This is a genomic window from Lentzea sp. NPDC004789, assembly GCF_053601075.1.
This window is the reverse complement of record NZ_JBSGBE010000014.1, coordinates 51,771-76,410: the sequence shown is the minus strand read 5'-3', so window position 1 is coordinate 76,410 and position 24,640 is coordinate 51,771. Positions and strand designations below refer to the sequence as shown.

At 70.1% G+C, this 24,640-nt stretch carries 21 protein-coding genes; 7 read left to right on the top strand and 14 right to left on the bottom strand.

Going from position 1 to position 24,640, the window contains the following annotated elements; genetic code table 11:
• The first annotated feature begins 36 nt into the window (after positions 1 to 36).
• Together mrf and ACWEIJ_RS28925 are read left to right on the top strand one after the other, a co-directional pair.
• The gene (gene mrf / locus ACWEIJ_RS28930) at positions 37 to 1,125 is read left to right on the top strand and encodes a ribosome hibernation factor-recruiting GTPase MRF (protein WP_449840395.1); all 1,089 of its coding nucleotides are present in this window, start codon (positions 37 to 39) and stop codon (positions 1,123 to 1,125) included.
• Positions 1,125 to 2,294, top strand: coding sequence for a GTP-binding protein (locus ACWEIJ_RS28925; protein ID WP_449840394.1), 1,170 nt, complete (start codon positions 1,125 to 1,127; stop codon positions 2,292 to 2,294). Before mrf ends, ACWEIJ_RS28925 begins: the two co-directional genes overlap by 1 nt.
• Here the strand turns inward: ACWEIJ_RS28925 and ACWEIJ_RS28920 are convergent.
• Complete coding sequence (locus ACWEIJ_RS28920; protein ID WP_449840393.1) at positions 2,252 to 3,010, bottom strand: dienelactone hydrolase family protein; 759 nt, start codon at positions 3,008 to 3,010, stop codon at positions 2,252 to 2,254. The two genes, ACWEIJ_RS28925 and ACWEIJ_RS28920, sit on opposite strands and share 43 nt — an antisense overlap.
• A 95-nt stretch (positions 3,011 to 3,105) precedes the next feature.
• On the opposite strand from ACWEIJ_RS28920, the gene ACWEIJ_RS28915 reads away from it, so the two are divergent.
• From ACWEIJ_RS28915 to ACWEIJ_RS28905, 3 genes are all read left to right on the top strand, one after another.
• Positions 3,106 to 3,693: a TetR/AcrR family transcriptional regulator gene (locus ACWEIJ_RS28915; protein ID WP_449840392.1), complete on the top strand. Its 588-nt coding sequence runs from the start codon at positions 3,106 to 3,108 to the stop codon at positions 3,691 to 3,693.
• Between the two features lie 208 nt (positions 3,694 to 3,901).
• Positions 3,902 to 5,200 carry an alpha/beta hydrolase gene (locus ACWEIJ_RS28910; RefSeq protein ID WP_449840391.1) on the top strand — a complete coding sequence of 433 codons (1,299 nt, stop codon included), beginning with the start codon at positions 3,902 to 3,904 and terminating at the stop codon, positions 5,198 to 5,200.
• 40 nt (positions 5,201 to 5,240) lie between these two features.
• Positions 5,241 to 7,691, top strand: a complete 2,451-nt coding sequence (locus tag ACWEIJ_RS28905; RefSeq protein WP_449840390.1) for a rhomboid family intramembrane serine protease — start codon at positions 5,241 to 5,243, stop codon at positions 7,689 to 7,691.
• On the opposite strand, the gene ACWEIJ_RS28900 is transcribed toward ACWEIJ_RS28905, so the two are convergent.
• From ACWEIJ_RS28900 to ACWEIJ_RS28880, 5 genes are all read right to left on the bottom strand, one after another.
• Positions 7,678 to 8,163, bottom strand: a complete 486-nt coding sequence (locus tag ACWEIJ_RS28900) for a hypothetical protein (RefSeq protein ID WP_449840389.1) — start codon at positions 8,161 to 8,163, stop codon at positions 7,678 to 7,680. The genes ACWEIJ_RS28905 and ACWEIJ_RS28900 overlap by 14 nt on opposite strands.
• A gap of 22 nt (positions 8,164 to 8,185) precedes the next feature.
• Entirely contained in the window at positions 8,186 to 8,527 is a 342-nt protein-coding gene (locus ACWEIJ_RS28895) for a hypothetical protein (RefSeq protein ID WP_449840388.1), read from the bottom strand.
• Positions 8,528 to 8,628: 101 nt separating this feature from the next.
• Positions 8,629 to 11,652, bottom strand: a complete 3,024-nt coding sequence (locus ACWEIJ_RS28890; protein ID WP_449840387.1) for an amidohydrolase family protein — start codon at positions 11,650 to 11,652, stop codon at positions 8,629 to 8,631.
• A 92-nt stretch (positions 11,653 to 11,744) separates the two neighbouring features.
• Positions 11,745 to 12,182: an SRPBCC family protein gene (locus ACWEIJ_RS28885; protein ID WP_449840386.1), complete on the bottom strand. Its 438-nt coding sequence runs from the start codon at positions 12,180 to 12,182 to the stop codon at positions 11,745 to 11,747.
• A 154-nt stretch (positions 12,183 to 12,336) separates the two neighbouring features.
• Positions 12,337 to 12,726, bottom strand: coding sequence for a hypothetical protein (locus ACWEIJ_RS28880; RefSeq protein WP_449840385.1), 390 nt, complete (start codon positions 12,724 to 12,726; stop codon positions 12,337 to 12,339).
• A gap of 217 nt (positions 12,727 to 12,943) precedes the next feature.
• On the opposite strand from ACWEIJ_RS28880, the gene ACWEIJ_RS28875 reads away from it, so the two are divergent.
• Positions 12,944 to 15,787 (top strand): S8 family peptidase, encoded by a 2,844-nt coding sequence (locus tag ACWEIJ_RS28875; RefSeq protein WP_449840384.1) that lies wholly within the window; start codon positions 12,944 to 12,946, stop codon positions 15,785 to 15,787.
• Between the two features lie 30 nt (positions 15,788 to 15,817).
• A complete protein-coding gene (locus tag ACWEIJ_RS28870) occupies positions 15,818 to 16,972 on the top strand; it encodes a metallophosphoesterase (protein WP_449840383.1) in 1,155 nt (384 codons plus the stop codon).
• Here ACWEIJ_RS28870 and ACWEIJ_RS28865 read toward each other — a convergent pair.
• The 8 genes from ACWEIJ_RS28865 to ACWEIJ_RS28830 form a co-directional block, all read right to left on the bottom strand.
• Positions 16,959 to 17,504 carry a histidine phosphatase family protein gene (locus ACWEIJ_RS28865; RefSeq protein WP_449840382.1) on the bottom strand — a complete coding sequence of 182 codons (546 nt, stop codon included), beginning with the start codon at positions 17,502 to 17,504 and terminating at the stop codon, positions 16,959 to 16,961. The genes ACWEIJ_RS28870 and ACWEIJ_RS28865 overlap by 14 nt on opposite strands.
• Positions 17,501 to 18,427, bottom strand: a complete 927-nt coding sequence (locus ACWEIJ_RS28860; protein WP_449840381.1) for a hypothetical protein — start codon at positions 18,425 to 18,427, stop codon at positions 17,501 to 17,503. Before ACWEIJ_RS28860 ends, ACWEIJ_RS28865 begins: the two co-directional genes overlap by 4 nt.
• Before the next feature lie 288 nt (positions 18,428 to 18,715).
• The gene (locus ACWEIJ_RS28855; RefSeq protein ID WP_449840380.1) at positions 18,716 to 19,906 is read right to left on the bottom strand and encodes a sugar efflux transporter; all 1,191 of its coding nucleotides are present in this window, start codon (positions 19,904 to 19,906) and stop codon (positions 18,716 to 18,718) included.
• 63 nt (positions 19,907 to 19,969) lie between these two features.
• The gene (locus tag ACWEIJ_RS28850) at positions 19,970 to 21,322 is read right to left on the bottom strand and encodes a gamma-glutamyltransferase (RefSeq protein WP_449840379.1); all 1,353 of its coding nucleotides are present in this window, start codon (positions 21,320 to 21,322) and stop codon (positions 19,970 to 19,972) included.
• Positions 21,323 to 21,394: 72 nt separating this feature from the next.
• On the bottom strand, positions 21,395 to 22,177 hold the full coding sequence (locus tag ACWEIJ_RS28845) for a hypothetical protein (RefSeq protein WP_449840378.1): 783 nt from the start codon (positions 22,175 to 22,177) through the stop codon (positions 21,395 to 21,397).
• Between the two features lie 186 nt (positions 22,178 to 22,363).
• Positions 22,364 to 22,990 (bottom strand): response regulator, encoded by a 627-nt coding sequence (locus ACWEIJ_RS28840; RefSeq protein WP_449840377.1) that lies wholly within the window; start codon positions 22,988 to 22,990, stop codon positions 22,364 to 22,366.
• Positions 22,987 to 24,048, bottom strand: a complete 1,062-nt coding sequence (locus tag ACWEIJ_RS28835) for a sensor histidine kinase (protein WP_449840376.1) — start codon at positions 24,046 to 24,048, stop codon at positions 22,987 to 22,989. Before ACWEIJ_RS28835 ends, ACWEIJ_RS28840 begins: the two co-directional genes overlap by 4 nt.
• Entirely contained in the window at positions 24,045 to 24,605 is a 561-nt protein-coding gene (locus ACWEIJ_RS28830) for a DUF1453 domain-containing protein (RefSeq protein WP_449840375.1), read from the bottom strand. The genes ACWEIJ_RS28835 and ACWEIJ_RS28830 overlap by 4 nt, the downstream gene beginning before the upstream one ends.
• Between the last annotated feature and the right edge of the window lie 35 nt (positions 24,606 to 24,640).

Sequence of the window (24,640 nt, the reverse complement as noted above, 5' to 3'; positions counted from 1 at the left end):
TGCGAAACGATAATCGTTGTCATGTAGGCTCCGGGCATGGCAGCACGGGTCGTACTGGTAGCCGGGTTCACTCACCACGACGCAGCCGACGAGCTCTGGCGGGCGTCACCGGAGTCGGTGCTGGTCAGGCACGATCTGACCGGTCTGGCCGACGGCGTGGTGCGCCGCTGGGTGGACGGCCGGCTCACCGTGCTCGAACTCGCACACGGCTGCGTGTCGTGCACGCTGCGCCTGGACCTCGTCCCGTTGCTCGAAGGGCTGGACGGGCGGGTGATCGTGCACCTCGACCCGGTGCTCGAACCGGAGGCCGTGTGCTTCGCGCTGAGCGAGACCGACGTCGAGGTCGAGGCCGTGGTGACGGTGGTCGACACCGCGACGTGGCTGCGGGACGCCACCGGCAGCGACTCGCTCGCCGACCGGGGGATGCGCGCGGCCGACGGCGACGAGCGGACCGTGGCGCAGGTCGTCGTCGGGCAGGCGGAGTTCGCGGACGCGCTGGTGCTCACCGGTGCCGGCGACCCGGTGCTGGAGGCCGTGCTCGACCGCCTCAGCCCGCACGCGCCCCGGCGCCGGCTGGAGGACCTGGACGCCACCGAGCTGCTCGCCGCGATCCCCGCCATCGCGCGGCGCGGCGAGATCGACGACGGCTTCGCGCCGTTGCTGCACGGGCAGCCGCCGCTCGAACCCGCGCACGGGGTGTCCGTCGTCCACTTCACCGAGCGGCGGCCGTTCCACCCCAAGCGGCTGTACGACTCGATCGACGTGCTGCTCGACGGCGTGGTGCGGGTGCGCGGCCGCGTGTGGGTGGCGAGCCAGCCCGACGCGGCCCTGTGGCTGGAGTCCGCGGGCGGTGGCCTGCGCGTGGGCAACCTCGGGCCCTGGCTCGCCGCGACCGACGACTGGACCGAGGCCGACGAGGACCGGCGCGCGGCCGCCTCGCTGCGGTGGGACCCGTACTACGGCGACCGGGACCAGGAGCTCGTCGTGATCACCAGCTCGGCCGCACCCGAGCGGATCACCGCGGCCCTGCGCGCGGCGCTCGTCACCGACGAGGAGCTCGCGCTGATCAGCGAGCTCGACTTCGCCGACCCGTTCGCCGACTGGCACGAGGAGATGGAACTCTGATGCGCACCCCCGTGACCGTGCTGTCCGGTTTTCTCGGCTCCGGCAAGACCACCCTGCTCAACCACGTGCTCGCCAACCGCGAGGGCAGGCGGGTCGCGGTGATCGTGAACGACATGAGCGAGGTCAACATCGACGCGGCCCTGGTCGCCGGTCAGGGCAGCCTCGACCGCACCACCGAGCGGCTCGTCGAGCTCACCAACGGCTGCATCTGCTGCACGTTGCGGGAGGACCTGCTCGACAGCGTCGGCGAGCTGGCGCGCTCCGGGCGGTTCGACACGATCCTGATCGAGTCCACCGGCATCTCCGAGCCCATGCCGGTGGCCGCCACGTTCGACTGGACGTTCGACGACGGCACGAGCCTCTCCGACCACGCGCGGCTCGACACCATGGTGACCCTCGTGGACGCGGCGGGCTTCCTGCGCGAGCTGACCACCGGCGACCGGCTGGACGAGCGCGACCTGGCCGCCGCCGAGGCCGACGAGCGCACGATCTCGGACCTGCTCGTGGACCAGGTGGAGTTCGCCGACGTGCTGGTGGTGAACAAGACCGACCTCGTGACGGCCGAGCAGCTCGCCACGCTCGACGCCGTGCTGCGGCGCCTCAACCCCTCCGCCCGGCTGCTGCACACGCGCCACGGCGTGGTCGAGCTGGCCGAGGTGCTCGACACCGGCCGGTACGACCCGATCACCGCCGCGCGGGCGCCCGGCTGGGCGCAGGAGCTGGCGGGCGGGCACACCCCGGAGACCGAGGAGTACGGGATCAGGTCGGTCACCTACCGCGCGGACCGGCCGTTCCACCCCGCCCGCCTGGTCCAGGCACTGACGGACTGGGAAGGTGTGTTGCGCAGCAAGGGTTTCTGCCACATCGCCTCCCGCCCGGACGTGCTGGCGGTGTGGTCGCAGGCCGGCCCCAACCTGACCCTCGAACCCGGTCAGCTCCTGCCGTCCCCCTCGGCACGGCAGGAGCTGGTGTTCATCGGGGTCGGCCTCGACGTGACGGAACCGGCCCGCCGCCTGGACCCCGCACTGCTCACCGACTCAGAGCTCGCCGCGGGCCCGTCCGCGTGGCGGGCGTTCGAGGACCCGTTGCCCGAGTGGGACGTCAGCGAGCTGCACGACCACTCCGGTCACAGCTTGCGGGCGAACAGCTCCAGCAGCGCCTCCCAGTGACGTTCGGCGGCCTCCTCGCTGTACATCGACGTGTCGGCCTGGGTGAAGCCGTGGTGGGCACCGGCGTAGACCTCGTTGCGGTGGGTGACCCCGGCCGCGGCGAGCGCCTTGCCGAGCGCCTCGATCTGCTCGGCCGGGTTGGACGAGTCCTGGTCGGCGTGCCCGAAGTACAGCTCGGCGGTGATGTGGTCGGCGAGCAGGTGCGGGCTGTCCGGCGCGTCGGTGGCCAGGCGGGCGCCGTGGAACCCGGCCGCCGCGGCGACCCGGTCCGGGAAGGTGCCCGCGGTGCGCAGCGCGAGGCCCGCGCCCATGCAGTAGCCGGTGATGCCGACGGGGCCGCCGGTGGTCAGCGGCGAGCCGTCCAGCCAGTCCAGGTAGGCGGCGGCGTCGCGCATCACCACCTCCGGGGTCAGTCCCTGGATGAGCGGCATGATCTTGCCGAAGAGCTCGGGGCGCGCGGTGGGGTCGATGAACTCGGGCAGCTCCAGCACCGGAGCCCGGCCGGCGCGGTAGAACACGTTGGGCACCAGGACGACGTACCCGGCCGCCGCGAGGCGGTCCGCCATGGACTTCAGGTGCGGCCGCAGCCCGAAGGCGTCCATGTACAGCAGGACGGCCGGGTGCGGGCCACCGTCGGCCGGGTGGACCAGGTAGGCGTCGGCGGTCCCGTCGGGCGTGGTGATGTCGACGGACGACCCGTGCACAGCAGTGGTCATGACAGTCCTCGGCTCGAAGTGTGAAACTCAGTGTCAAGTTAGCCATGGGGTGTCGCTTCTGCAAGTGAGGTGCGGACAACAGGTATGATCCGCCGGTGCCAGCGGGACGGACCAACACGAGGGACATCGCACGGGCGGCCGTGCGGGCCGAGCTCGGCCGGGTCGCCTTCAAGTTGTTCCTCCGCAACGGTTTCGAGAACGTGACGATCGACGACCTGGCCGCCGCGGCCGGCGTCTCGCGCAGCACGTTCCTGCGCTACTTCGGCACCAAGGAGGACGCCGTCCTCGGCGGTTTCGAGGCCAAGGGCGAGCTGGTGGCCGACGCCCTGCGCGCCCGTCCGGCCGACGAGGACGACTGGACCGCGCTGCGGCACGCCCTGGACCTGGCCATCGCGTCCTACCACGAGGATCCGGCCGCCACCCTGGCCATGACGAGGCTGATCAGGTCCACTCCGGCGCTGGCCGCGCGCAAGCTGGAGAAGCAGCACGGCTGGCGCCCGGCCCTGGTGTGCGCGCTCGCCGAACGCGCGGGCTCCCCCGAACAGCCCGCGATCGCGCACTGGGTCCGCGTCTCGGCCGCCCTGGACTGCTTCACCGTCGCCATCGACCACTGGTCGGACTCCGACGGGCGGCTCGACCTCGTCGCCCTGCTCGACGAGGCCTTCGCCGCGCTCGCACCCTGACGGCTTCGTTCATCCGAGCCGAACGCGGAGCAGGACGGACAGCACCGGCTCGCCCAGGCCGACCGTGAGCGATTCCCGCCACCCGGCGGGCGCACTTCCAGCCAGGTGACGGGTTGTTCCGGACGTCCGGCAGCTGGGAACCTGCCCGCCGCAGTAGTTTGCTGGTCCTCGCCGGGAGTCGCCCGGGACCTGCTGACGAACGGACCGCATGCTCAGCCCACTGGACCTGTCGCTGACGAGCGGCCCGATCCCCACCGCCGCCACCGTCGCGGGCGCGATCGCGTTGATCTCCCTGACGATCCGGAAGAACCGGACGTGGTGGACCCGAGTCGTTCCGGTGGTGCTGCTCGTGTGCGCGGCCGTCGTCGCCGGGCTGGTGTTCGTCGTCGACCACGTGTGGAAGCCGTGGCCGGAGCCGTTGCCCCCGGTCCTGGTGGTGTGGGCGGGCGCGGTGCTGGTGGCGCTGGGCCTCGCGGCCGCGCGGCTGCGGGCCGGGCGGTGGTACTGGCGCACGCTGAGCGTGGTGCTCGCGCTGGTCGTGACGGCGAGTGCGGTCACGACGGCGAACGCGTTCTTCGGCTTCTACCCCACGTCACGTGCGGTGCTGGAGGTGTTCACGAACAGCCGGGTCGACCTCGACGAGGCCGCGAAGCCCACGTCGAGCGTGCTCGACGTGCCACCGGGCGGCAAGCTCGCGGACGTCTGGCGCAAGCCCGCCGGCCTGCCGGAGAACGGCACGGTGTCGGAGGCGGACGTGCCCGGCGCGTTCAAGGCGCGCAAGGCCTGGATCTACCTGCCGCCCGCGTACGCCGCGACGCCGCGGCCGCGGTTGCCGGTCCTGGTGCTGCTTCCCGGGCAGCCGGGCGCGCCGCGCGACTGGTTCGACGCGGGCCGGATCACCGAGCGCCTGGACGCGTTCGCCCGGCAGCACGACGGCCTGGCGCCGATCGTGGTGGTGGCCGACCAGCTCGGCTCGCGCTCGGCGAACCCGCTGTGCCTGGACTCGAAGCTCGGCCAGTCGGAGACGTACCTGGCCCGCGAGGTCCCGGCGTGGATCAAGCAACGGCTGACGGTGGACGAACGCCGCGAGGCGTGGACCATCGCGGGGTTCTCCCAAGGCGGCACGTGTGCTCTCCAGCTCGCCGTGCGCGCGCCGGACGTCTACGGCAACTTCATCGACCTCACCGGGCAGCGCGAGCCGACGCTCGGCACGCGTGCCGAGACGGTGCAGGCCGCGTTCGGTGGTGACGAGGCGGCGTTCACCCGCGTCAACCCGATGGACGTGCTCGCCCGCGAACGGTTCGCGCAGACCGCGGGCGTGGTCGTCACGGCCCACGGCGACGCGCTCTACCGCCAGGCCGGCGTGGACGTGTTCGAGGCCTGCCGCAAGGCCGGGATGGACGTGCAGTTGAAGGAGCTCCCGGGAGCGCACGACTGGAACGTGTGGCGGCCCGGCCTCTACGACTCCCTGCCGTGGCTCGCCGCGCGCACCGGCCTGACCAGCTGACCCCTTGCCCGTTCGACCTCCGGCGGAGACCACGACAGCCATGAAAGCCCTGTTGGACCGCATCACCCGGCAGCTCGGCCTGCTGTTGAGGACCGCGCCCCTGACGTGCGTCTTCCTCGTCGTCTTCTGGACCGTCGGCGCGCTGACCGGCGCGATCGGCGAGGAGAACGACGCGCTGCTGGCCCGGATCGGCTTCGGCACCGACAGTCCGCTGTGGACCGTGTTCTCCTCCGCGCTGTGGGCCATGGACCTGCTGGGCTACCTGGCCACCACCGCGCTGCTGCTCGTCTTCGGCACGCTGGCCGAACGCGAGCTCGGCACCCTGCGCGCCGCGGCGATCTTCCTCGCCTCCCACGTGGCCGGGGCGTTCCTCGGAATCGGTGTGGTGGTGCTCGGCAGTGAGCTGCAGTGGTCCTGGCTCGACTCGCTGCGCGGCGGGGTCGCGGCCGGGCCGTCGATCGGCGGGGTGGGACTCGCGCTGGCGCTGACGTTCCGCATGCCGGTGTCGTGGCGCCGCCGCGTCCGGCTCATGACGGCGCTGTCGGTGCTGGTGCTCACGTTGTACTCGGGCTGGCTGGAGGACCTGCTGCGGCTGACCGCCGGTGTGGCCGGGCTGGTGATCGGCGCGGTGTTCCTGCGCGCCCGCACCGCCCGCGAACCGCGGACGCTGACCGAGACGCGGGTCCTCGTGGGACTGCTGGTGGCGGCGTCGGCGCTCGGGCCGGTGGTGTCGCTGATGTCGCCGTCCCCGAACGGCCCGCTGTCGTGGTACTCCGAGGTGGTGGCCGTCTGGCAGCCCGCGGCGGACGACGTGGCGGCGGCGTGCGGCTCCGACGCGGTCGAGCTGTGCCGGACGATGACGATCCAGTTGTCGTACGGGCGGTTCCCGGCCATGGTGATGTCGCTGCTGCCGGTGTTGCTGCTGCTCGTGCTGGCGGAAGGGCTGCGTCGCGGCCGGCGGTTCGCGTGGGGGTCGGCGCTGGCGTTCAACGTGGTGTACGCGGGGTTCATCGCGTGGTTCGTCTCGGACAACGCCGCGCGCATCCCGGACACCGGCCAGCTGGAGGTGGGCTTCGCGGCGAGCTTCCCCGTGCTGGCACCACTCGCGATCGCCAGCGTGCTGCTGGCGACCCGGCGGCACTTCACCGTGCGGCTGCCCGGCCACGCGGTGCGGAAGTTCTGGCGGTTCACGCTGGCCAGCATCGGTGCCCTGTCGGCGTTGTACGTCCTCGGCGGGTACCTGGTCCGCGACCAGTTCACCCCGGAACCGGGGTTCGCGGGCCTGCTCGCGGACCTGCCGACGCGGTTCCTGCCGCCGGGCTACCTCGGCGCGGTGCCGTTGCGGTTCCAGGCGGACGGGTTCATCGGCACGTTGCTGTTCGAGTACACCGGCGTGGTGTTCTGGCTGATCGTGCTCGCGGGTCTGCTGATGGCGTCGTGGCGCGCATGGCCCTCGTCGGGTTCGAAGGAGGCCGAGCAGGCGCGTGAGCTGATGCGGCGGCACGGCGGTTCTTCGCTGTCGTACATGACGACGTGGCGCGGCAACCAGCACTGGTTCACCCCGGACGGCGAGACGATGATCGCGTACCGCGTGGTGGCCACCATCGCGCTGACCGTCGGCGACCCGATCGGCCCGGCGCGGGTCGAGGCCGTGCGCGGATTCGCCGAGTTCTGCCAGGAGAACGGCTGGACGCCGTGCCTCTACAGCGTGGGCACGGAGACGAGGGAGGCCGTCGCCGGTCTCGGCTGGTCCGCGGTGCAGGTCGCCGAGGACACCGTGATCGAGCTGGACACCCTGGCGTTCACCGGCAAGAAGTGGCAGGACGTGCGGACCGCGCTGAACAAGGCCGCCAAGGAGGGCATCACCGCGGAGTGGTGCACCTACGCCGACGCACCGTACGCGATCACCGACCAGATCCGGTCGATCTCCGCGGAGTGGGTGGCGGACAAGGGCCTGCCGGAGATGGGCTTCACCCTCGGCGGCGTCGAGGAACTGGCGGGCGAGGGCGTGCGGTGCCTGCTCGCGATCGACGCCGACCGCACCGTGCACGGCATCACGAGCTGGCTGCCGGTCTACGCCGACGGCGAGGTCGTCGGCTACACGCTCGACTTCATGCGCCGCCGTGCCAACGGTTTCCGCGGCTCGATGGAGTTCCTGATCGCCTCGGCGGCGCTGGAGCTCAAGAGCGAGGGAGCGAAGTTCCTGAGCCTGTCCGGCGCCCCGCTGGCCCGGCTGGACCGCGGCGAGCGTCCCCGCGCCCTGCAACGGGTGCTGGACCTCACCGGGCAGGTGCTGGAGCCGGTGTACGGGTTCCGCTCGCTGTTCGCGTTCAAGGCCAAGTTCCAGCCGACGTACCGGCCGATGTTCATGGCCTACCCGGACTCCGCCGCCCTGCCGCGCATCGCCAACGCCGTTGGCCGCGCTTATCTGCCGCACGTCAGCATGCGTCAGGGCGTCCGCCTCGCCACCAAGATGATCAACCGCTCGTGACCGGTGATCCCGTGGTCGGCCCTGGCGTGGGTGAGACGATCTGGTTCGTCGTCGAGGTCTGCGGCGCCACCGGCGTTCTGCCGGACGTGTTCTGGACCGCGAACACCGCGAGCAGCGTGAGCCCCACCATCAGCGACAGCACCTGGACGAGACCGCTGTACTCCACGGCGGACCGCCGTGGCTTGATGTTGGACTCGGCGTACTGACTGATGTAGCTGCCCATTCCGACCACGCCCGCGAGCATGGAGCAGCCGAGGAACACCCATGAGAAGATGAGCGTGCCCAGGTGGCTGCCGAGATACAGATCCTTGCCGAGAAACGTGGCGCTCAGTGCCGTCGTGGCCGTGGCAAGCGTTATCAGGGTTTTGTTGTAATCGTACGTGGAGTCCAGGGCCTTCCTGAGGTCGGCCGTATCGCCGGAGTTGTAGCCCTCCGGCGCACCGGATTTCTTCTGCGCCTGATCATCTGACATCACCATCACCGTGACGTGCGCGTCAGCAGAAGATGAACGGGAAAGGACACTTCCACCGGTCATGAATGACCCGGTAAAACGCGTCCGAGACCTCGTCAAGGCGCGGTTCGGAGCGATTCACCAACGCCTCCGCGAGAGCCTCGTGGAGGATGTGTGCCGTCTTCTCCGGATCGAACTGTTCCAACCTCAGGCTTTCATCCCATTTTTCGTCCGGCTCCAGCACCTCCCGCAGGATGAACTGCATGATCTGGTCCGGCACCTCGACGTCAAAATTCTGCACGAAGGTGTTGACCACGTTGTTGAGGAACACGGGCCTGCCGTAGGCGGCGCCGGATGCTGTCGCGGGACCGGTTGTCGTGGGCATTGCGACCACCTTTGCGTCCAAAAATGAGGCATTGGTGAGTCGCCCTGGCCCACAGCATCGTTACGCCGCGTCACGATCCAAACGCCGCCCAGCTCACCGCGTCAGTGCTCGCAGCAGACGTGCTCGGCCCACTCCGGCTCGTGCCACCAGTGCTTGTTCTCCGCCGACGGCAACGGGGCGAGCGCGTCCGTCGTGGACAGCGCCTGCGCCTGCTTCTGGTACGGCTTCAGCAGATCCGCGACCGAGTGCAGCCGTCCGCCGACCATGACCTGCCGGACGTTCGCCGCGGCCTTGATGTCCGCGAGCGGGTTGCCCTCGACGAACGAGATGTCCGCCGGGGCGCCGGGCTTGATCGCGCCGAGCGGGACGCCCAGCCAGCGGGCCGGGTTGCGGGTGGCGGTGATCAGGGCCTCGCGCGGGGTGAAGCCGTACTTGACCATGGCGCGCAGGTTCATGTGGGTCGCGGTGGCCGGGGAGTCCAGCGGCGCGTCGGTGCCGCAGATGACCAGGCCGCCGCCGCGGTGCACGGCGAGGGCGAACGTGACCCAGCCGCGCAGGACGTCCGGCGACCAGGAGGAGGCCGGGGTGCCCGCGTTGCTGGCGTCGGTGACGTAGCGGTCGTACTCCCACGGCGGGAACAGCACGCGGGTTCGCTCGTCGGTCACCAGCGACTTGTCCTCGGTGAACAGGGCGCGGCTGTGGAACAGGGTCGGCGTCATCGACATGCCGGAACTCGTGAAGATCTGCACGACGTCCTGGTAGGCGTTGCCCTGCCGGGTCACGGTGTGGGAGTAGCCGAGGCGGTTGGTGGCGCCGACGTGTTCCATGCCGTCCATGCCGAGGTTGGCGGCCGGGTAGTGGTAGTGCGAGGACAGCGGGACCTTCGAGCGCTGGACGGCCGCGCGCTGCAGTTCCACGGGCAGGCGGACGTAGGTTTTGATCATGTCGTACGCGAGCTCGTGGGCCCGGCGCAGCTCCAGGTCGAGCTGGGCCCGTGACAGCGTCGGGCGCATGAAGTTGTAGTAGACGCGGGAACCGTCGACCGCCTCTCCGGTGGCGTAGAACCGCGGCCCGGTCAGCGTTCCCGCGGCCAGCGCCTCGCGGGTCTCGACCATCTGGTAGACCGGGTCGCCGGGCGAGCGGACGGTGGTAATGCCGTAGGACAGCCACAGGTTGCCCTGGCGCGCACCCCACTGGCGGCCGCGCAGGTGCCAGTGGTTGTGGGCGTCGATCAGGCCGGGGATGGCGGTCAGCGCCGACGCGTCGACGTCGGCACGGCCCTGGTGCGGGCGGATCTCCCGGACCACGCCGTTCGCCACGACGATGTCCACATCGGACCGCAGGTCCTGCGCCTCGCCGTCCCAGTACGCGCCGACATGGACGATCTCGCGCTCAGGCGCCTTGGGCTTGGCCCAGTTGAGGTGCACGCGGATCGTGGTGGTCTTTCCGTCCAGAGTGGACTTCCGGAGCCTGCCGTTGTTCAGGTACACCAACGCGTCGTTGCCGTGCCAGGCGAGCGAGTCGGTGACCTCACGGGTGACCTGACGCGGTTCGCCGGTGAAGTTCCCCTTGGCGTCGACGGGAACGACCCAGGCGACGCTCTCCACGACGAACGCGAGGTGCCCGCCGTTCGGCGACCAGACCGGGCCGTCGTCGCCGCGGGTCGCGATGGACCGGAACGGCATGGGCTCGGTGTACTTCAGCTCGCCGCTCACCAGGTCGACGCTGAGGATCTGGCTCGTGCCCTCGCGGAACCGGCGCGAGAAGGGCTTCACCGCGGCCAGCGCGACGACCGTGCCGTCCGCGGACCAGGTCGGGCGGCCGGGCTGGAAGAGCGTGGGCGTGATCTGACGGCGCCCGGTGGCGTCCACGACCCACGCCTGGCCGTCCTGGTCCACGTAGGCGACCTTGGTGCCGTCCGGGGAGAAGCGCGGCGTGGTCTGCGCGCCGGGCGCGGGCGCGTAGAGCTTGTCCTCACCTGTGTTCAGGTCCCGGAGCCAGAGCTGGGCGACGCCGGTGCGGTCGCTGGCGTAGATCAGCTTCGTGCCGTCCGGTGAGAAGTCCGGGTCGGAGTCGAAGTAGGCGCCGTCGGTCAGCTTGGTGGTCCTGCCGTTGCTGAGCAGGTAGAGCGAGTTCAACGCGCGGAACGCGATCTTCGAGCCGTCCCTCGACACGACCGGTCCCGCGATGCCCTTGACCGGCCCGGCGACGAGGTTCTTCGCCCGCCGCTGCGGCCGTGCCGTGCGCACGGGAACAGTGACCTCGAACGGCACGTCGGTGACGGAACCGTTGGCGTACCAGCGAATCTTGCCGTCCGCGGTGTAGAGGGCGCGGTCGCCGTCCCACTGCGGCGCGAACCCGAACACGTCCTGACCGGTGACGACGGCGGTGGTCCCCAGCACCAGCTCGGCCTGGCCGGGCCGCATCCGCGTGTAGCTGGGCTGGTCACCGGGCCCGAACGCGGCACCGAACAGCTGGAAGCCCGCAGGTGCCGTGACGAGCCGTTCCCGCTTGCCGTCCAACGTGACCGTGTCGACGGCCGCGTTGCCGACGGTGAAGATGATCCGCTTGCCGTCCCGCGACCACTGCGGCGCGGCCGCCTCGTCCGGAACCCCGGTGAGCTGCGTGATCGCTCCGGAAGCGACGTCCAGCACGTGCACGCCGTAGCTGCCCGCCCGGTCGCTGACGAACGCGATCTGCTTGCCGTCCGGCGAGAACGCGGGCTCGCGGTGGTCGTACCGGCCGTGCGTGAGCTGCCTGAGGCCGCTGCCGTCGAGCTCGATCACGTAGAGGTGGTAGTTGCCGTCCCGATAGGACTGGAACGCGATCCGGTTGCCCGGCCCGAACGACGGCAGCGTGGCGTCCTGCAGCTCGTCGGTCAGCTTCCGCGCGGCACCACCCGCGGCCGGCAACACCCAGATCGCCGTCACCAGGTCGATGGCGAGCCATTTGCCGTCCGCGGAACGGGAGACCGAGATGTTGGTGCCCTGCGTCAACCGGACACCGGACCCCGCGGCCTGCGCGTCGGCGGCCTGCGCGGAGCCGATGGTGAGCGTGGACGCGGCGGTGGCGACGGCAGCGGCCTGGCCGGTGCGGGTCAGCAGTTCACGACGTGACAGATCCATGTGCGCGGCACTCCCCCGAGAGTTGATCCCCAGTGAGTTCCACCCTGCCACCGCAGGTCCGGAGCACATCGGCCATTCGGCTCAGCGTCCGTTCACTGGACGGTCTCGAGATTCCTCTTGAGACGGCCCAGGTCCGCGGCGATACTGCGCCGCACCTGCCACCGCATCAGCGGCTCGGCCACCGCGAAGAACCCGCCAGGCGAACCGGAGGCCCGAATCGCTACGTTCGTCCCCTCCCCGGCATCGGAGAGCTCGTACCGGACCGTCATCGGGAACGGCTTCTCGACCTTCATCTCGACGAGCCGATCGGGCTCGTGCGCGGTCACCACGTAGCCGTAGTCGAACGTGCGCCCCAGGAACCTGGCGGTGCGGACGACCGTCGCGCCCTCGACCAGCGGCCCTGGCCGGTCAGGCCGGGACGCGGTGATCCCGCCCGTCCACGCGAGGTCGTTGGCGGGGTCGAACATGTAGGCCGCGACCTCGGTCCGCGGCCTGCGCACGACGACCGAAGGCCGCACGTCCACGCTCATGGCCGGAGGCTAGCCCCGCCAAGGGGCTCTCGCAGCGCCATCAGAACGCGGGGTCGCCGCAGGTTGGAGACGAGGGCGAACGGCGCGGTGACGTCGTCCTTTTCCTGACCGCGCCGCCACTGTCCCACGGACCGTCGTGCGCGGGCGATCGGCACTAGAGGGCGAGCGCGCCCTCGATGCGGGCCACCATCGCGTCCTCGGCGTCCACGACCACGCCGTCGGCCTCGGCGACCTCGCGGCAGATGGCCAGCACGGCGCGCGGGAACGACACGGCGTCCTCCGGCGAACGGGCCGAGAGGATCTTCATCGAGCGGCGCAGCGCCTCCAGGATGATCGGCTCGATCTCCTCGTCCGTGCCGGCCGGGACGGACGGGCGGGCCGCGCCCATCACGGTGCGCAGGTCAGGCCCCAGGTTGCTCAGGGCGCGCAGGCCGGCGAACCGCTCCTCCAGCACGGGGCCGGGGTCGGCGTGGGAGACCAGCAGCATCGCGCCGTACACGGCGGTGCGCAGCGTGCGGCTCTCCTCGTCGGTGTAGAAGATCATGGGCCCTACTCTATGTCGGCTCGTCTGGACGTCGGTCAACGGTTGTGGCCGTTCCGGCTCTTGTTCCGCAACGGTCGGCGCCGGAAGCGTGACCTGCATGAAAACGTTTCGCAGATCTGCTCTGGCCGCAGCCGCGGTCTTGATATCAGGACTCGTGGCCGCACCGGCGGTTGCCTCTCCAACGCGAACTGGGACCGTACTCATCACCGGCGACCGCGTGAACGTCGTCACACAGCAGGGAAAACCACCCGGTATCACCATCGAACCGGGCCCGGGACGCGAGCGGATGCCGTTCCTGCAGACCGTCGACGAGGGCCGGGTGTCGGTCATCCCGTTCGACGCTCAGCAGCTCGTCGTCAACGGTGTGCTGGACGCGAAGCTGTTCGACGTCAGCAGGCCCCCGGTCAAAGCGATGATCCACTACACCGGCGACCGCTTCACGTCGATGACCATCACCGAGAACCTGTGGCACCGGATCAACCCGAAGGCGCCGAACCAGACCGGCACCCTGCCCGGCATCGTGAAGATCAGCCCCGACCGGATCTTCCGGCCGCTCGACCACGAGAGCGTCCCGCAGATCAAAGCCCCCAAGGCGTGGCAACGCGGCTACACCGCGAAGGGCGTGAAGGTCGCCGTCCTCGACACCGGCGTCGACCAGGACCACCCGGACCTCAAGGGCCGCATCAAAGCCACCAGGAACTTCACCGGCGACGACAACGATGTCACCGACGAGCAAGGGCACGGCACGCACGTCGCGGGCATCATCGCGGGCTCGGGACCGGAGCCGGGCACGGCACCGGACGCGGACCTGCTGATCGGCAAGGTGTGCCAGCCGGGCTACTGCGAGGAGTCCGCGATCATCGCGGGCATGCGGTGGGCGGCCGAGCAGGGTGCCAAGGTGGTGAACCTGAGCCTCGGCGGCGACGCGACGGACGGCACCGACGAGCTCAGCCAGGTGCTGAACACGTTGAGCGCCGAGTACGACATGCTCTTCGTGGTCGCGGCGGGGAACGTCGGGCGTGCGGAGTCGGTCGGCTCACCGGCGGCTGCGGATGCGGCGCTGGCGGTCGCGAGCGTCACCAAGCAGAACCGGCTGAGCTACTTCTCCAGCCGCGGCCCGCGCCTCGACGGTGCGGTGAAGCCGGAGATCAGCGCGCCCGGTTACGCGATCGCGGCGGCACGGGCGCGCAACACGTCCATGGGCTATCCGCTCGACGACCGCTACACGCTGGCCAGCGGCACGTCGATGGCCACCCCGCACGTCACGGGTGCGGCGGCGATCCTGGCCGGGCAGCACCCCGACTGGTCCGCCGCCCGCCTCAAGGCCGCCCTCACGAACACCGCCGACTCGGCCGGCGCGCGGGTGTTCGAGGAGGGCACCGGCGTCGTGAACCTCGACCGGGCCACGAGAACCCGGCTCACCGCCGAGCCCGCCACCCTGAAGCTCGGCACCGGCACCATCACCTACCGCAACGACAGCGCCCGGAAGATCAAGCTCACGATCACCGAGCCCGCCGGCGTCGAAGCCGACCGGACGACCGTCGAGGTCCCCGCCAAGGGCACCGCGGCCGTGACGTTCAAGGCCACCAGGCCGGGCGCCGGTGACGTGATCATCGCCAAAGGCGACGACAACGTCCTCCGCACGGCGATCTCGACCCAGAGCAGAACCGAGGTCACCGGCCAGATCAAGGTGGAGTCGATCGCCAGGGACGGCGCGCCGAACGGCACCGGCGGCTACGGCTTCCTCGTCGCGATGGCCAACCACACCGACAACAAGCTCTACGCGGGTGGCATCGGCAACGGTCGCGGCCTCCAGGGCGACGTCCCGCAGGGCCGCTACACCGTCTTCGCGTGGGTCCCGAGCCCGATCGAGGGCCGCCCGCCGTGGGAACCGTCGCAAACCCTGGTCGCGCAGGACGTCACGGTCGGCCCGAACGGCGCCGAAGTCACCCTCGACGCACGCGAAGGCAGGCGACTCCAGGCGACGGTCAACGGCGCCACCGGCACCGGCCACCTCGGCACCAGCCTGGGCACGCCGAACGGATCGGCGTTCGCGAGCCAGGGCGACGACGTGTACGTGGTCCCCGGCACTGCGAACGGCATGATCTACACCGCCGTGCAGTTCCTCAGGAACGTGCCCGCGAGCACCTCCTGCGGCGGTACCACCAGCACCTGCGCGATCGCCGTCAGCAGGGAGAACTCCCTCACCGCGACGTTCCCGGACGTCGAGGACACCGACCTGGCCAAGGCGACCGCCGAGATCGGCAAGCCGGCAGGAACCGGCGAGTGGATCACGTTCGCCGAACACCCGCTCTCCACGCCCCCGCCCGGTGACGCGGCCGAGAACGTCACGTTCCCCGGCACGCACACGACCTACTACCACTCGACCGGCGACGTCGAGTGGTGGTCGGCCCAGACGCGGGACCAGCTCGTCCTGCAAGCACGAACCTGGCGCCCGTACGCCAACGGCAAGACGTACGAGGAGAAGTGGAGCCACGGCGCGTACGGCCCGTCTGTCACGTCGACCACGATGAGCCGCAACGGCGACATCATCACCGCGAACACCGCGCTGCTGTCCGACTCCACGGCCGGCCACTACGGCTTCGCGGGCGAGCAGGAGATGGAAGGCCGCGTGGAGCTGAAACGCGACGGCGAGCTGGTCGACGGAATCAGCAGCCCCGACGGCGGCACGTTCCAGGTCCCGCCCGGCAAGGCCAGGTACCGCCTCGAAGCCGTCACGAAGACCGTTCAGGCGGCGTGGGAGTTCGAGTCGAAGGAAGGCACCGGCCCGCTCCCCCTCACCGCGGTCCGGTTCGGCGACCGCGACGCTGGCACCGTCCCGTTCCGCCTCGACCGGACGATCACGGCCGGTCGAACCGGGAAGCTGACCGTGGACGTGTCCTACGACGACGGCACAACGTGGCAGCCGGCGTCGTACGCGCTGTTCGGCGACCACGGCGTTCTGCTCAAAGTGAAATCCGGTCCGGTTTCGCTGAGAACACGTGTGACCGACGTCAACGGCAACTCAGGCGAACAAACCCTCATCCGCGCGTTGACCTAAATTGGAAATAACGACTCAGGAGGATGAGCGATGACGACCACCGCGGCCCGGCCCCGCATCACGGTACGGCGGGTGGTCTTCACGCTCGTCCTGCTGAGCGTCACCACACTGCTGTTCTGGGTCCCGTTCGAGGGCCTGTTCGCCGCGAGCGCCGAGTGGCCCGACCCGGTCCGCCCGATCGCCGCGGTCGTCTTCGCCGCCGGCGCCATCAGCATGATCGTGCTGTTCACCCAGCGCACGAGCGACCGGGCCGCGCGGATCTCCCAGTTCCTGCTCGGCTTCGTGTGGATCGCGTTCGTGTGGACGCTGATCACCGACGTCCTGCGGCTCGCCCTGGCGCTCGGCGGCGTGGAGAACCCGTTCCGCTCCCGGCTGACCGCGGTGCTGCTCGCCGTTCTGATCGTCACGATCACGGCGTACGGCGTGTACGAGGCCATGAGGGTGCCACGGATCAAGCGCCAGGACGTCACGATCCCGCGCCTCGACCCGGCGTTCGACGGCCTGACCGTCGCGGTCATCACCGACACCCACTACGGCGCCATCAACCGCGCCAAGTGGTCCAAGGGCATGGTCGAGGCTGTCAACGGGCTGAACGCCGACGTGGCCGTGCACGTCGGTGACATCGCCGACGGCACCGCCGAGCAGCGCCTGGAGCAGGCCACCCCGCTCGGCGACGTCAACACCGAGCACCGCTTCTACATCACCGGCAACCACGAGTACTACTCCAACGCGCAGGGCTGGATCGACCTGATGACCCGCCTGGGCTGGAAGGCGCTGCACAACGAGCACGTGGCGCTCGAACGCGGCGACGCCCGCCTGGTGTTCGCGGGCATCGACGACATCACCGCCGACCACTCCGGCGAACCCGGCCACTCCGCCGACCTCGCCCTCGCGTTGCGCGGCACCCACGGCAGCGACCCGGTCGTGCTGCTCGCCCACCAGCCGTCGGAGATCCGCAAGGCCGTCGAGGCGGGCGTGGACCTGCAGCTGTCCGGGCACACGCACGGCGGGCAGATCTGGCCGTTCCACTACCTGGTGCGGTTGCAGCAGCCGGTGGTCGCCGGCCTGAGCAGGCACAGCGACCGAACCCAGCTCTACACCAGCCGCGGCGCCGGCTTCTGGGGCCCGCCGATGCGCGTCTTCGCCCCCAGCGAGATCACGCTGCTTACGCTCAAAGCGCGGTGAGGTGCTCCCCAGATAGATGTCCACTGTCGTTGAACCTGAGCAACGACGGCGGTTTCCCGGCCGTGTAGCGGATGACGGTCAGCGCGGCGTTGTCGTGGTTCAGCGACAGCCACCGCTCGGGCGGGGCGTCCAGCGCGTCGCGCACCAGCCAGCCGATCAGGAACGAGTGCGTCACCACCAGCACCGGTCCGTCGCCGGGCCGGGCGAACCGCGTCTCGGCCTCGTGCGCCAAGGCGGGACCGCGGGTGCGTTCGGACTCGGGGAACTGGTCGAAGAACTCGTCGTGGTCGGGCACGAAGTGCGGCACGAAGTCGTCCGCCGCGGCCTCGGCCCGGCAGGGCACCTTCAGCACCTCGGCGATGATCGACGCGGTTTCGGCCGCCCGCGGTGCCGGACCGTGGTGCACGGCCGCGAAACCCGTGCCCCGCAACCGTTCCGCGAGCAGCTCGGACTGCCTGCGGCCGCGTGCGGTCAGCCTCGACTCGTCCTTCGTCGCCTCACCGTGCCGAACCAGATGAAGATCTCTAGTCACGCCGTGCAGTCTGCCTTGACGGCACTCGCGGCGTGATGGGCGTAGGTCGGTCCGGAGTTGTTCCAGTCCTGACCTCGGGTGAGCAGCTGCACCGTCAGGTTTCCGCTGGCCTTGAACTTCCCCACGCCGACCCACTGACCGCGCTTCTCGACCTGCTTGATCGCGAACGACGCCATCGGGGTGCCGCTGATGCCGTCGCGGTCGAAGACGTAGTACACGGTCGGGTTACCGCCGACCTCCTCCAGGCTGCCGTTCGGGATGTACACCGAGACGTCGCAGGTGCCGGCCGCGGGGAACGTCCACAGCCCGTACGCCGAGGCGTCGTCGCGGCGCGCGTCGCCGGACATCGGGATCGACACGAACGTCGAACTGCACTTGCCGTCACCGTGGTCGACCCAGCCCTTGCGGCCGTCGCGGTACGCGCCGACGCTGCTGTAGCCGCCGCAGCCGGGCCCCGTCGTGACCGACCTGGGGCCGCCGGGAGTCCGGTTGCCGTCGGTGCCGGCGGGCGGCGGTGCGGCGACGGGCGTCGTCGTCGGTGTGATCAGGCCGAGCGCGGACGACGCGAGCGTCGGGTCCATGCTGTTGGAAGGCGCCGCCGACGACTCGTCCGGCAGCTCCTCCGGCGGCGTGATCAGGCCGGGCACGTAGCTGTGCGTGGGCTGCGCGACGTTGGTGTCCCCTTCGCCCGACCCGCCGCTGAACGTCACGATCGCCACTCCGGCGAGGACGAGGAGCGCGACCACCGCGACGATGACGGCGACGCGCGGCGTGAACTGGCGGCCCGGCGGCTTCTCCTCCGGCGTCGGCAGGTCACCGGCCGTGGCCCAGCGTTCGCGGCCCCTGGCGCGGGCGGCCTCCATCAACGCTGGGTCGGGCGCCAGGTGGCGCTCGGTCGGTTCGTCGGGGTACTGGGTCGGCACGGAGCGCAGTGTGCCAGCACCACAGGGTCACCCGAACGTGTGGTGATTTCACCAAAGGGTCGTTTGGCACCAATTAACCGCACGCTGTGTTGACCGACAGGCTGTTTCGTCTACGTTCCGTCACAATGACGGTCAGGTCACCTGCCCGTTCTTGACTCGTAAGTCAGGCTGACTACCGCCCCGCACCAGCGCACACTCGACCCGCCTGTGACACACGAACGGATCTTGTCCCGCTCGTCCGGTCACGGTCGGGAAACACCTGCAGCACGCCTTGATCTCACGGGCGGTTCAGCGCGGCAGAACCGGTTCGGAACGGCGGGTGAACCTGCCCGCAACGAGAAGCAACGTCAGTCCGAACACACACATCGTGAGCGTGAACCCGTAGATCCAGCGGAACCCGAGCTGCTGGGCGACGCCGGCCAGCGCACCCGCGATCATGCCGCCGACGATCTGGGTGTTGCTGAAGATCGTGGTGGCGTGGCCGGGCCGCTCGGGGTCGAGGCTCTGGAAGTACGTGATGCCCACACCCATCACCAGCGAGATGACGGTGGCGTGCAGCACCTGCAACGCCAGCACCTGCCAGACGGCGTGGGTGAACAGCATCAGACCGTGGTAGCTCAACGAGATCGCCGCGCCGATCACCACGAGCTTGTGCTGCGACATGCGGTTCGCCAGTGCCCCGAACCACAGCATCATCGGGATCTCCAGCGCCGCGCACAGCCCCATCGCGAGCCCGGCGTCTCCCGCGGTGCCCTTCAGCTCGGTCGTGACGAACAACGGCAGGCCGCCCACGGCGAGCCCGACCGAGCCCTGCAGGAACACGAAAGCCGCTGCCACGAACGGGAAACCGGCGCGCGTGTGGCCCGTTTCCTCGACCACTGGCGCTTCTTCGGGCTCCGCGGCCGGTACCGGCAACAGCAGGGCGAGCACCGCGACACCGAGTTGCAGCACGGCCGTGGCGCCGTACAGGCCCATCCAGCCGACCTTCGCGACGACCAGCGCGGCCAGCGGCGGACCTGCCACCCACGCGACGGAGAGCAGCGTGCGCAGGACGCTGACGACCATCGACGGCCCCTGTGAGACCTGACGGCCGTACGCGAAGAGCTGGGGCAGCAACGACGACGTGATCGCCACGAAGATCACCGCGGTGCCGAGCAGGAGCCAGTAGTCGCGCAGGACGGCGAACAGACCGTAGCCGATCACGCCGGCGACACCGCCCGCGGCGAGCGTGTACCGGCGCTGGACCCGGCCGTCCGACAGCTTGCCCAGGATCGTGCTGGCCACCACGGACGCGAGCGGGCTCGCGATCAGGAACACGCTGAGCTGGATCGGCGTGACCTTGACCTCGGTGGTCAGGAACAGCGAGTTGAACGGCAGCGCGAACGCCATCGAGACGCCGCACACGACACTGATGACGGAGAGTTGCAGGAACGTTCGGGAAAGGAGCGGCGAGGATGTTCTCTCGCGAAGTACCGTCACCGCTCCATCGTGGATGTTGATCTGTCAATCAGGAACTGAATTTCCCATTCTGCGGGCAAAGTCTCACACAATGACCACAGCACCGTCGCGACGGTGATCTCCACCACCCCTGAGCAGGCCGGACCCGGTCATCTCGACGACCTGGCAACCGCCGAAGAACATGTTCGGCGCGCGGAACCGCGTAACCGGGAGTTCACTTTCCGGTCGAATTCCCGGTTCGACGTGGAGATGATCTCCGCCGAGGTGCAGCCGGGGCGCGTCGACGGCGTCCTGGGCGGGCATGCCGCGATCGAGGACGTTCACGAGCACCTGCAGGATCGCGCCGCAGATCCGGCTCGACCCGGCGCTGCCCAGCACGAGCTCGGCCTGGCCGTGCCGGGTGACGACGGTCGGCGCCATCATCGACGGCAGCCGGTCGCCGGGCGCGTGGCTGAAGAACCCGTCCGGTGACAGGTCCTCCTCGCCCATCATGTTGTTCAGGTGCACGCCCGCGATGGAGATGCCGGAGCCCGCGCCGTTCGTGGTGGTGACCGAGCAGGCGGTGCCGTCGGCGTCGAGCACGGAGATGTGCGTGGTGGAGCCGAGGCGGTTCAGGTGCGTCTTCGGCGCGGCCATCGCGGAGATGAGATCTCGCTGCGACGGGTTGTCCGGCAACGCTTCCAGCATCTGCGTGAGCAGCGCACCGCCCGCCGCGGGTGGCGGGTTCGTGTGCACGTCACGGCCGCGATGGCGCACGTGCAGCGGTTCCCTGGACACCACCTCGTAGGCCGCGAGGTCCGCGCGGGAGAGGTCGCCGCCGGCCGCGGTGATCGTGTCGGCGATCTCGGCCGCGATGTCGCCGGTGTAGAAGGGGGCCGCGCCGTCCTGGCCGAGCCGGTCGAGCGCTTCGGCGAGCTCGGGCTGGACGAGGAGCTCGCCCTCCTCGAACGCGGTCAGGCCGGCACTGCGGGCGAGCGGCACCAGCAGTGAGGTGACATAGGCCTGGTAGCGGTTGACCCGGTGACCTTCGCGAGCGTGTTTCGCCGCCGTGGCCACGAGTTCGCTCAACGGCGCGCGGCCGTAGGCGGCGGCTTCGGCGGCACCGGCGGGCATGCCGTAGGCCGCGACGGACGACGGCCCGACGTGGAACTCCTGCTCGGCGTCACCGAAGTGGAGGGTGATGGGGGCGAGCGGAGCCCTTGCGCCGCTTGCGGTCCTGCCCGGTGCCTCGGCGGAGAAGTCCAGCAGCACCGGGGGTTCACCGGCCGGCGCGATGAGCATGTACCCGGCGGCGCCGAGACCGGTCAGCAGCGGCTCCGTCACGCACGACGTGAGCATCGCGGCGACGGCCGCGTCGACCGCGTTCCCCCCGGCGCGCAGCATCGCCGCGCCCGCCTGTGCGGTGAGCGGGTGGCCCGCCGCGATCGCGCCTCGCACCGTTGACCTCCACAAAAGAGAAGGCAATCAACGGTAGACCTGTCCGCGATCAGCGAGCCACCCGGCCCACACCTACTTCTTCGTGGCCGTGTAGTTCCGGAAGTTGATGTACGTGTCCAGGATGTCCGACGAGGCGCTCTCGACGGACCGGTAGATGCCCCACTTCGGGCGCACGTAGTCGCCCTCGTCCGGGATCTTGACGCCGGAACGCTTGCCCTGCACCGCGATCGGCGCGCCCGAGCCCGTGCCGTTGCGCAGCACGAAGCCGACCGTACCGCTCGCGCCCGGCGTGATCGTCCATTCGACGGTGACCCACTTGTCGCGCAGCGGGGCCAGGTTGGTGGAGGCGATGTCCGGTGCGCCGGACGTGCTGAACGCGCGCGCCCGGATGGTTTCGGTGCTACCGCTGCGGCTCAACGACAGGGTCGTCCACGGGCCGCCGTTGGTGCTGGGCGTCTTGGTCTGGAAGATGTGCGTGAACTTGCTGGTGCCGTGCAGGGATGACGGCATGTACATCTCGTACGAGATGACCCAAGTCTCGCCGTTCTTCATCTTCAGCGCGTTGCCGTTGGTCACCATGCCTTTGGACTCGGTGCGCTGGCGGTCACCGCCACCGGTCGAGTCGCGGTCGTTCTTCCAGATGTTGAACCGGTAGTGGTCACCCTCGACGACGATGTACTTGCCCTTGCGCTCCGGGAACTTGTTCGCCCGGTCGACCTCGATGCCCTCGAACGCCTTGAGCCCGTCGGTACCGGGGTTCGGGCTCCACGCGGGCGCCGCGTGCGCCGGGCTGACGGTGACGAGCATCAGGGCGACAGCGGTCAACGCGGCCCTGCGGGTGATGCGAGATTCCATCGTTCGGTGCGTCCTTCCTGGCGGCGTACGACAGGGGGGAGCACATCGGGCGGCGGATCGATGCCCTTTACGTGAACGAAGGTAGGAGGTCTCGACCTGTTATGTCAACGAAACTGACTCAAGTTGCCAGCCCTTGACAAGATTCATCGGATTAGTACCGGTGGAAACGCGATCATTCCTCATAAGTCAGGAGCGCAGCGCGAGGGCGAGCCGGACCGCGTCGGCGCGGGAGTGCAGGCCGGCCTTGGCGAACAGGTTGTTGATGTGCGTCTTCACGGTGGCCTCGCTGATGAACAGCCGCTGGGCGATCTCGCCGTTGCGCAGACCCTCGCCGATCAGGTCGAGCACCTCGCGTTCGCGGGCGGTGAGGTCCACGCCCGGCTGCTCGACGGGCTTGCGGCCGGCGAGGTCCAGCAACCGCAGCTGCACCGCGGGGTCGAGGATCGCGTTGCCCGCGTGCGCACCGCGCACGGCCTGGATGATCGTGCCCCGGTCGGCGTCCTTGGTCAGGTAGCCGCGGGCGCCCGCGCGCAACGCCGCCAGGATCGACTCGTCGTCGTCGAACGTGGTGAGCACGACGACCGGCAGCTCAGGGTGCGACGCGCGCAGCGCGGCGGTGGCCTCGGCGCCTCCCATCACCGGCATGTTGAGGTCCATCAGCACGACCTCCGGCGTCGTTTCCGCAACGGCGGCAAGGGCTTCCCGGCCGTTGGCGGCGGTGCCGACCACGGTGATGTCCGGGTCGAGGTCGAGCATGACGGCGAGCCCGTCGCGCACCGCCGCCTGGTCGTCCACGATCAACAGCCTGATCACCGCGGCAGCTCCATCCTGACCGTCCACCCCGCACCTTCCGGTCCAGCCACCAGTTTTCCACCCAGCAGTGCGGCCCTCTCCCGCATCCCGGCCAGTCCCATTCCGCTGCCGGTGGGCCGCTCCCCCGCCGTACCGGTGTCGGTCGCGGTCAGTCGGACGATCTTGGGTTCGTACTCCAGCAGCAGGGTCACCTCCGCGCCGGGTGCGTGCTTGTGGGCGTTGGTCAACGCTTCCTGCGCGGCACGGATGACGGCCTGCGAAATCTCGACGCTCACCGGCCCCACCGTGCCCCTGACGCGGAACGACGCGCCGTGGCTCTCCGCGAGCTGCGAGATCGCCTTCGGCAACGGCAGGGCGTTCTCCCGCAACGCGTGCACCGCGCGCCGTGTCTCCTTGAGCCCAGAGACCGCCAACGCGCGTGCGCGCAGCACGGCTTCGTTGGCCTCGTCGGTCTTGCCCGCGGCGTGCAGGGCGTCGGCCATGTCGAGCTGCACCGCGATGCCGGACAGCGAGTGCCCGACCACGTCGTGGATCTCGCGGGCGATCCGGCCGCGTTCCTCCAGCGCCGCCGCGTACTCGGCGGCCACCTGGGCCGCAGCACGTTCCCGGCGGAGCAGGCCGAGCAGCACCGGCAGTCCCGAGGTGAGGCACAGCCACCACTGCGGCACGTCCTGCGCTCCCAGCGACTGTGCCACCCACGTCGACAGCATCCCGAGCACCGCGCCCGCGCCGGACAGCGCGACCGCGACCTGCCGCGACTGCAGCACGCGCCCCGCCCTGCCGGTGGCGAGGAAGATCAGCGCGACCGCCGCGGTGGCCGGTGCCAGCGCGAACAGCGGTGCCGAGGCCAGCACGAACACCGCCATCAACGTGATCCGCCACCGTTCGGGCAACCGCTCGACCACGAACACGGACGTGACCGCCGCGGCGATGGCCACGGCGGTCACGGTCCAGGTCAGCGCGGGCAGGTCCGGCGGCCGGTCGACCAGCTGGATCACCGTGATCGTGGAGATCACCAGCGTGGCCACCGGGCGGAACAACTCGTCTGCGAGCGTCATCGGGAGGAATCATGCCCGTTGCGGACGCCGTGCACCTTCTGCTGCCACGAGTCGAGCAACGGCGAGGTGCGGTGCGGCGCACCCCGGCGTCCCTTCGACCACACGACCTGACCGGGCACCCGCACGGCCTTGGTCAGCACGACCAGTCCCTCGGCGAGCAGTCCCGCGCCGACCACGAGCATCAGCCCGTTGCCCGCCGGCACCGCGTTCGGGTCGATCAGGTTCATCACGAACGTGACGGCGAACCGCGCGGCGATGCTGGCCGCCCACAGCACGATCGTCATGACCGTGTAGCGCAGCATCACGATGCCGTTCTGCTCGTACGTGCGGATGGTCAGGCCGCGCAGCGCACCGAAGACGACGCTGAGCACCGCGCTGGCCGCCAGGAACCCGAGTGCGGTCACCGAGTGCACCGACGTCTGCGCCAGCCCGATCACGCCGAGCACCGCCGGCAGCACCAGCAGCCGCTTGCCCACGGCGGGCTCCCCCATCAGCCGGCGCGCCATCACGTAGATGATCACGGCGGCGATCAACACAATCTGCAGAGTCGCTGTCATGGCTGCAACATTAGGAATCCACGCAGCTCAGCGCG